General features: G+C 67.8%; 1 protein-coding gene and 1 pseudogene. Both read right to left on the bottom strand.

Features of this window, described 5'->3' with window-relative positions; all coding sequences use genetic code 11:
• Positions 1 to 309 (bottom strand): annotated as a pseudogene (locus SB753_RS34535) (penicillin-binding protein 1C); the annotation flags it as partial.
• A gap of 12 nt (positions 310 to 321) precedes the next feature.
• Positions 322 to 577, bottom strand: a 256-nt coding sequence (locus SB753_RS34530) for a hypothetical protein (protein ID WP_410804521.1), incomplete at its 5' end; no start/stop codon positions are given.

Below are 577 nucleotides of genomic sequence, written 5' to 3'. Positions count from 1 at the left end.
GCGCGTGTCTTCCGATACGACGACCGCCTCGCGCAGCGCTGGCGAGACGTCCGCGAGCGCGGCCCAGTCGCCGCGCCGCTCGGTTTTGTCGATGCGCGTGCGTTGCAGCGGCACGCCGGCGCGCGATAGCAGCAGCCAGTCGGAGCTGCGCCATTGCGTGCGGACGTCGTCGAACTTAGGCAGCGCGTGCGCGGCGAGCGGTTCGGCGAGCAGCAGAACGCATAGCGCAATGCGCGCGAACGTGAACGCGATGCGCCACGGCCGGTTCGGCGGTGTGTTGCGGCTCATCGCATTGGTCCAGGCGCGCATCACGCGTTCTCCTTACTTCGCAGCCGTCGCCGGCTTCACGACGACGGCGGCATTCGGCAGCACGCCGAATGTCGACGGCGCGTAGAGCGCTTCGACGCGCGTCGGCGGCAGGCCGAACGTGCCGACGTTGTTCAGCCGAACCGTGTACTCGACCGAGAACTTGCCCTTCGGCACGTAGTCGTAGTACGCGCGATAGCCGTCGAAACCACGCTCGACAAATGCCGGCCACGCCTCGCCCTTCGATTTCTCGCCTTGTGTCGCGGCTTCC

The sequence above is a fragment of the Paraburkholderia sp. SIMBA_053 genome, from assembly GCF_046534895.1.
GTDB classification, from domain to species: domain Bacteria; phylum Pseudomonadota; class Gammaproteobacteria; order Burkholderiales; family Burkholderiaceae; genus Paraburkholderia; species Paraburkholderia caledonica.
This window is presented reverse-complemented; position numbering and strand designations above follow the sequence as displayed.